This window comes from Nostoc sp. UHCC 0251 (assembly GCF_034932245.1).
Taxonomy (GTDB): domain Bacteria; phylum Cyanobacteriota; class Cyanobacteriia; order Cyanobacteriales; family Nostocaceae; genus Nostoc.
The window spans coordinates 20245-27549 of sequence record NZ_JAYGHD010000044.1 but is presented as its reverse complement, the minus strand read 5'-3'; the positions used below and the strand labels follow the sequence as shown (position 1 = coordinate 27549).

General features: G+C 42.9%; 8 protein-coding genes. 6 read left to right on the top strand and 2 right to left on the bottom strand.

The window, feature by feature from the left end; all coding sequences use genetic code 11:
• Positions 1-115 precede the first annotated feature (115 nt).
• From devC to VB740_RS08290, 4 genes are all read left to right on the top strand, one after another.
• Positions 116-1288: an ABC transporter permease DevC gene (gene devC / locus VB740_RS08305; RefSeq protein WP_323199566.1), complete on the top strand. Its 1173-nt coding sequence runs from the start codon at positions 116-118 to the stop codon at positions 1286-1288.
• 88 nt (positions 1289-1376) lie between these two features.
• Positions 1377-2075 (top strand): DevA family ABC transporter ATP-binding protein, encoded by a 699-nt coding sequence (locus VB740_RS08300; RefSeq protein WP_323199565.1) that lies wholly within the window; start codon positions 1377-1379, stop codon positions 2073-2075.
• Positions 2076-3040: 965 nt separating this feature from the next.
• Positions 3041-3976, top strand: a complete 936-nt coding sequence (locus VB740_RS08295; protein ID WP_323199564.1) for a M23 family metallopeptidase — start codon at positions 3041-3043, stop codon at positions 3974-3976.
• 125 nt (positions 3977-4101) lie between these two features.
• Complete coding sequence (locus VB740_RS08290) at positions 4102-4641, top strand: late competence development ComFB family protein (protein ID WP_179068053.1); 540 nt, start codon at positions 4102-4104, stop codon at positions 4639-4641.
• An 83-nt stretch (positions 4642-4724) separates the two neighbouring features.
• Here the strand turns inward: VB740_RS08290 and VB740_RS08285 are convergent, their stop codons facing one another.
• Together VB740_RS08285 and VB740_RS08280 are read right to left on the bottom strand one after the other, a co-directional pair.
• Entirely contained in the window at positions 4725-5375 is a 651-nt protein-coding gene (locus VB740_RS08285; protein ID WP_416289467.1) for a L,D-transpeptidase, read from the bottom strand.
• Between the two features lie 499 nt (positions 5376-5874).
• A complete protein-coding gene (locus VB740_RS08280; RefSeq protein WP_323199563.1) occupies positions 5875-6027 on the bottom strand; it encodes a hypothetical protein in 153 nt (50 codons plus the stop codon).
• Positions 6028-6056: 29 nt separating this feature from the next.
• On the opposite strand from VB740_RS08280, the gene VB740_RS08275 reads away from it, so the two are divergent.
• Complete coding sequence (locus tag VB740_RS08275; protein WP_323199562.1) at positions 6057-6209, top strand: hypothetical protein; 153 nt, start codon at positions 6057-6059, stop codon at positions 6207-6209.
• A gap of 367 nt (positions 6210-6576) precedes the next feature.
• Positions 6577-7233, top strand: coding sequence for a sigma-70 family RNA polymerase sigma factor (locus tag VB740_RS08270; protein ID WP_190727433.1), 657 nt, complete (start codon positions 6577-6579; stop codon positions 7231-7233).
• Positions 7234-7305: the final 72 nt, after the last annotated feature.

Below are 7305 nucleotides of genomic sequence, written 5' to 3'. Positions count from 1 at the left end.
GCCTCCCCTGCCTCCCCTGCCTCCCCTGCCTCCCCTGCCTCCCCTGCTCCCCTGCTCCCCCACTCCCCACTCCCCTGCTCCCCTGCTCCCCACTCCCCACTCCCCACTCCTCATAATGGGATTGATTAAACAACTGCGACGGCGAACCCCCCTCGGATGGCTGCAACTGAATCATGAAAAAAGCCGTCTTTTAGTGGCATTGTCAGGCATTGCCTTTGCGGATCTTCTTATGTTTATGCAGCTAGGTTTTCAGACTGCGCTCTATGACAGTAACACTAGACTACATCGCAGTTTGCAAGCAGACATAGTTTTAACCAGTCCCCAAGCTCGTAACCTGCCAAGCTTGTCTACATTTTCTCGCCGGCGACTTTACCAAGCAATGGATATACCAGGGGTGAAGTCAGCAGAACCAATGTATTTCAACAACACAATTTGGAAAAATCCCCAAACGCACCGTGAGGCGGGGGTTTTAGTTATCGGGTTCAACCCAGATAAGCCTGCCTTTGATTTACCGGATCTTAACCAGCAATTGCAGACAATCAAGCTGCCAGGTTCTGTCTTGTTTGATCGTGGTGCTAGAGGAGATTATCAAAAAGCGATCGCCCAAATTGATCAAGGTAAAACCCTAACCACCGAAATAGAACGGCGCACAATTACCATTAGTGGCTTATTCCAAGTTGGGGCTTCCTTTGGCGCTGATGGCAACCTGATTACCAGCGATCAAAATTTTTTACGGCTATTTTCTGGGCGACAGTCCAGCAGTGTCAGTTTAGGTTTGATTAAGGTAAAACCAGGCTATGACCCGAAAAAGGTGGCAGCAACATTGAAAGCCTATCTAAAAGATGATGTCAAAGTCTTAACCCACGCCGAATTTATTGAATTTGAGAACAACTTCTGGAGAACAAATTCCCCAATTGGGTTTATTTTCAGCCTGGGTGTATCGATGGGCTTTGTGGTGGGCGTGATTATCGTCTATCAAGTGCTTTCCACCGATGTTAATGCCCATGTTCGGGAATACGCCACCTTCAAAGCAATAGGTTATCGCAATTATTACCTGCTCGGTGTAGTGCTTGAAGAATCGTTAATATTAGCAGCACTGGGTTTTTTCCCTGGCTTGGGAGTATCCTTAGCACTTTACCAACTGACTCGCAGTGCCACAAATTTGCCCATGTACATGACTGTAATGCGAGCATTGCAGGTATTACTGCTGACCATAATTATGTGTACAATTTCCGGTGCGATCGCAACCCGTAAACTACAAGCCACCGACCCCGCTGATATGTTCTAAATTTGTCATTTGTCATTGGTCATTGGTCATTTGTCATTTGCAAAGGACAAAGGACAAATGACGATCATCACCAGTAATCGATCTATTTATGATTAGTCAATCCGTCATCTCCATCCAGAATCTCGACCACCATTTTGGTCACGGCTCACTCCGTAAGCAAGTTTTATCTAACATCAACTTGGAGATTAACGCCGGTGAAATGATTATTATGACCGGGCCCTCTGGTTCTGGAAAGACTACCTTGTTGACTTTAGTGGGTGGATTGCGTTCTACCCAATCTGGTAGTTTGCGGGTGTTGGGGCGAGAACTTTGTGGTGCTAGTGCTGAACAACTAGTACAGGCGCGACGCCGTAACGGTTATATTTTCCAAGGACATAACTTGCATGGTAGTTTGACGACACTCCAAAACGTCAAAATGGCTTTGGAATTGCAAAAACATCTTGGGTTAAAACAAATGCTAACTAGGTCAGCCCAGATGTTAGAGCAAGTAGGATTAGGAAATCATTTGCATTACTATCCTGATAAGCTGTCTGGGGGACAAAAACAAAGAGTAGCGATCGCTCGTGCCTTAGTTAGTCATCCTGAAATAATCCTAGCGGATGAACCCACCGCCGCTCTTGACAGTCAATCGGGGCGCGATGTAGTCAATCTTATGCAAAAACTGGCAAAGGAACAAGGCTGTACCATCTTGATGGTTACTCATGATAACCGCATCCTGGACATTGCCGATCGCATTGTTCACATGGAAGATGGCAAACTCAAGTCAAAAGTAAAACTATCAGCTTAGAGTTGATAAGCGCATCCTATCATCAAGCTTCTGAACTCGTAAATTTGAGCTTTTTACTCCATCATCGAGCTTATAAACTTGAAACGACAAAATTTTACATAAAATTACTGCTATTTTCCTATTTTGCACCTTATACCAACGCTAAGAAAATCTGCTACGATGGCGTAGCTCAGGCATTTAAGGATTAGATAAACTGAAAATCCTATAATTTCACACAATATATCAATAAAAATTATTGTAGGGTGGGCACGATGCCCACCCTACTTGTGCAATTAAATGCTCAACAGCTTGCTAAATCTAGCTTTGCCTAAATTTTATGGGGTTATTTCTTACACTTTACCCTTGGTTTACGTGATTTGGGTAATTTCACTACACCAACTTTAACCTAAAACTGTAATAGGAGTGTCCAGTTGAACAAGTGTCCAGTTGCTTCCAAGATTTTCTTCAAGTACTATTATGTAATGGCTTTAACCAGAACGAGTTTCTTTTGTTGCCGAACAAATTATACCTTTTGGCTTGCCACAAGAGCATCTTTACCATTAACCTAGTTAAATTTTAAGATCATTGCCAATGTCATACACCTTGGTTATTAAAGTTAATACCAATCCACTAAATTACAGTTAAAAATCATTCTCCGTTGTCTCCTACCCCGTGCGGCTGTAATATTTATAAGTCTTCCGAGAATTATCCCAACATTGATGATTTTTAACAACATCTGCTGCAAACTCAAAACACTAGTAGAAATAAGCTAGTACCGCAAGGCAGAAGTCAAAAGTTAACACTGAGCGACTTGCCTTGACTTGTGCCGAGCGGAGCCGAGGTAGCGCAGTCGAAAGGAGTCGAAGTGTCAAAAGTCACGCATAATTGTATTCTAAGCTTTTGCACCATTTGAAATGGTATGTTTATTTCCGCGCCCGTTGTACTAGTCTATTTTCCGACACAACCAAGATATTTTTTGTAGCTCTATGATTATTGAGAACAAGGTTAGTAGTTCAAACAAGAATTTGCTCGGTTTTGATGTCAGAACTTTAACAGCCAATCGCCGTGCAATAAATGTGTTAAAGGGAATATTTGCTATTCTCCCTCTCACCTTGGCATTGCCTGTAAATGCTTTACAAGTAAAAGTTACTCCAACTAATCCTAAATTAGGGGATACACTCTCGGTGGAGATTAATCAAGATAATCCCGATAATAATACAAATCCAACAGTAGCAGTTGGTAATAATACATACCCAGCCTTTGAAATTGCCCCCAATCAGTATCGGGCTTTTGTTCCCACAACTCCGCTAGAAAAAGCTGGAACTAGAACACTTCGGGTTACAGGGGATGGTCAAGTACAAAACTTGGCAGTGAATGTGCTTAATCGCAAGTTCCCCGTACAACGCATTACTTTGCCACCTGGCAAAGCCGGAGTGAAGGCCACAGAGCATGAACTTAAGCGTGTAGCAGCTTTCAAGGCACTGCAAACACCAGAAAAGTATTGGAATGGAGTATTCATGAGGCCCAACGCAGGACGAATGAGTACAACCTATGGTGTACGTCGCTACTATAATGGTACATTTGCAAAGGACTACTATCATCGTGGTCTTGACTACGCTGGTGCTGCCGGTTCATCGGTAATTTCCCCAGCCGCTGGACGAGTTGCTTTGGTAGGTAGGGTATCCCAAGGGTTTCGGGTACACGGTAACGTAGTTGGCATTGACCACGGTCAAGGAGTAACCAGTATTTTCATGCACCTGAGTCGTATTAACGTTAAAGAAGGTGATTTTGTGAAAGCTGGTCAACTAATTGGCGCAGTAGGTTCAACAGGTGCCTCTACGGGACCGCACTTGCACTGGGGTCTGTATGTCAACGGACAATCTGTTGATCCAACACCTTGGCGAACTAAGGTCGTTAACTAGTAGAGGCGGACTTGATCGCGTCTGTGCATAATTTATATTTTTTTTGCTGAGAATTAATTAGGCAAAATAAATTGGATTGATACCGTCCCTACCTTGCTTGGCTAACATAAATGATGATAAGCATTATGAGTATCGAAAAAATAGTAGAACAAGCTCTCCAGGATGGTTATTTGACACCAGCAATGGAAGCAGAAGTCGGTAGAATCTGTGACAACGCCTCAGAACTCTCAATTGAAGAGTATATGGCGCTGGATCGGCTGATGGGTGCGCTATTGACTGGTGAGGTAGTGGCGGTACCTCGCAAACAATTTATTAACGTTATGGAAGAATTGGTACTGACCGAAGCGATCGCCCGAGTCGCAGAAATTGAAGCTACCAGTGAAAGTTCTCTAGATGTCGGGGATATTGCTGCTTACGCCCTCAATCGGCTACCCCCTCTGTATGCTACTACAGAAGAAGGTGCTAACTTCCAGCGCCAAACGGCTCAGGCACAACTCCAAGACTTAATTTCTCAGCAAGTAAGTGAGGCAATTAACCGTTACCTCGATCGACCCAATTTCTTCCCAGAACGACAAGCCTTAGGCAAAAATACTGGGAATGAAGTTGTACGCCAAGTTAGTGCTTTACTCCAGACATACGCACCTAACTTTGAGCAAAAATTATAATTTTAGGAGTCATTGGTCATTAGTCATTGGTCATTTGTTTTAGACAACGGACAAAGGACTAAGGACTAATGACTCTTAATCAATTAATCACGCACTAACACTGTTGTTCCTAAACTCACTTGCTCATACAACAATCGAACATCAGAATTACGCATTCTTAAGCAGCCGTGAGATACAGCTGTTCCTACTAGGTCGATTTCCGGCGTGCCATGAAAACCAATTTCATTCCGTCCATCTGACCAAAAACCAATCCATCTGTCTCCCAAAGGACTATCCGTACCAGCCTCAAATACTTTACCCGTAATTGGGTGACGCCAGATTGGATAGTGCCGCATGTGCATCACCTGGAAAGAACCTGTAGGCGTTTCCCAACCTTTTTTACCGACAGCAATTGGGTAGCTGGCTATCACCTCATCTCCTGCGTATACATAGGTGCGGCGATCGCTTAAATCAACCACTACTTGCGTCTTGGCATCTGCCAGCCTATTAAACGGTACTTGTTGAGCTGAAGCCTTAGACCAGAAAGCTTTTGGCCAACCATCTGCTGGATTTTGTCTTTCTGCTTGCGCCACCAGCTGGGTCTTAGATGGTAGGTCGGTTTTAGCTATATTCTTCTTAATGGTTTGAGGCTGAGTTTGAGGCTTAATAGTAGAAGGCTTGAGTGTAGAAGGCCTCCGAACAGTTTCTTTAGCTACATTTTTCTTGATTATTTTTGATTTACTTTGAGACTTAATAGTAGAAGACCTGAGTTTAGAAGCACTTCCCACAATTGAGGGTACATTAGTTGCTTTCGCTATATTCTTCTTAATTATTTTTGATTTAGTTTGAGGCTTAATAGCAGAAGACTTTGGTGTAAACACCCTTTGGGGAGTTGAGCCTTGGGTAACTTCATCAGGTGGCACAGATGTACCCAACGCAATTTCCCCTAAACTCACTTGCGAAAGATTCTTGTAGACTCCCTCTGAGCGGCTTCCTTTGGGATTGGTTAGGGTAGAATCTTGCCGCATCGAAGTAGATGCAGACTTATCAGACTGTCGTTCTGCCGTAGTAATACGCCAATGGACAGCTAAAGATAAAAATGCTGTGCCAAAACAGAGGAACATTACCATCCGCCCTACAGATTCGTTTCTTACCATTGCCATTGCCTATTGTTTATCCCTGACATATCCAGCCGAGAAATTGGATGTGTTCATCATCCCATTATCAAAAATTTATCAATACTTGTCATTTCCGTTATAAATCTGCCAATACCTCTGGGCAAACTAAGACTATGCGAATTGTCCCAGCAGCAGAACTCCAAGTGACCAACCTCATTCCTCCAAAGTTTTGGAGGTTGTAAGCCAATACTTGGACTTTCTGGTGGAACTTTTGAAATGTAGCAATCAATCGTTAGTGGTGTAGGTGGGAGAAAAATCATGTTTGAAAAACTATTATTAGCAGTCACAATTACATTTTCCCTCAATTTATTTTTTCAATTTCGCGTACCAGACCAACATAACTCTGGTGCTATTTACGGGTCACAAACAGAACAATCAGCAACTATTCTGGTAACAAAAGCAAAAAAATAAATGACCATTATAGTAACCACAGCAACTCAACTTCTAGAAATTATTACCTGAATTTTAAAGGGATCAAGAAGTAAGAATTACAAAATTTTGATCTTTATCCTTATAACCAGATTTAATTATTTTTATCAAGCGTATATACTCAGTTGCTAAAAATACCAAGACATGCATATTACTGCATCTTTGTTAGTTGATGAGTCTTGGGCAACTATGCCAACAGTATAAGGAAAAAGTGGCTCTCCTTATTGCTATAAATGTATCCAAAATTGTATGCCTCAGTGTTCCAGTCATAAATCCGTCACCTTAGCATGGAACTTCTGTCCCATTAGCAGGTCTAATAGATAGGGATGATTTAGAGCCAGTACGATCTATGAGTCAGTCGATCTCTGTATCCTGGTCAACGGTTGATGCAAAGTATCCAGAAGCATCAGTACAAGTTGACAAACTCCCTAACCACGATTTAATTTTGCGCTGTCAAGCAGGACTGCGGCCAGATCGTGTTGCGTTTGCAGAACTATTACGCCGCTATCAAAGTCAAGTTGATAGAGTTTTATATCACCTAGCTCCAGATTGGGCTGACAGAGCCGATTTGGCTCAAGAAGTTTGGATTCGAGTGTATCGGAATATTAACCGATTACAAGAGCCTGCTAAATTTCGGGGCTGGTTAAGCCGCATTGCCACCAACTTGTTTTACGACGAGTTGCGGAAACGCAAGCGGGTTATGAGTCCTTTGTCACTGGATGCTCCCCGCTCGTTAGAGGACGGTGAGATGGATTGGGAAATCGCCGGCGATACCCCAGGGCCTGAGGAAGAACTGACAACTAGAGAATTTTACGAGCAACTGCGGGAAGCGATCGCGGATTTACCAGAAGTTTTTCGTACTACCATTGTCCTGAGAGAAATCGAAGGCATGGCATACGAAGAAATTGCTGAAATCACTGGAGTTTCCTTAGGAACTGTAAAATCAAGAATAGCTAGAGCTAGATCGAGGCTGCAAGCTCACTTGCAGAATTATCTAGACTCCTAAATTTACAGTAACTTACCTCTGCCAAATGGCAGAATTTAAGCATTGATTAAGAATTCCCAGAAAGACGTAGAT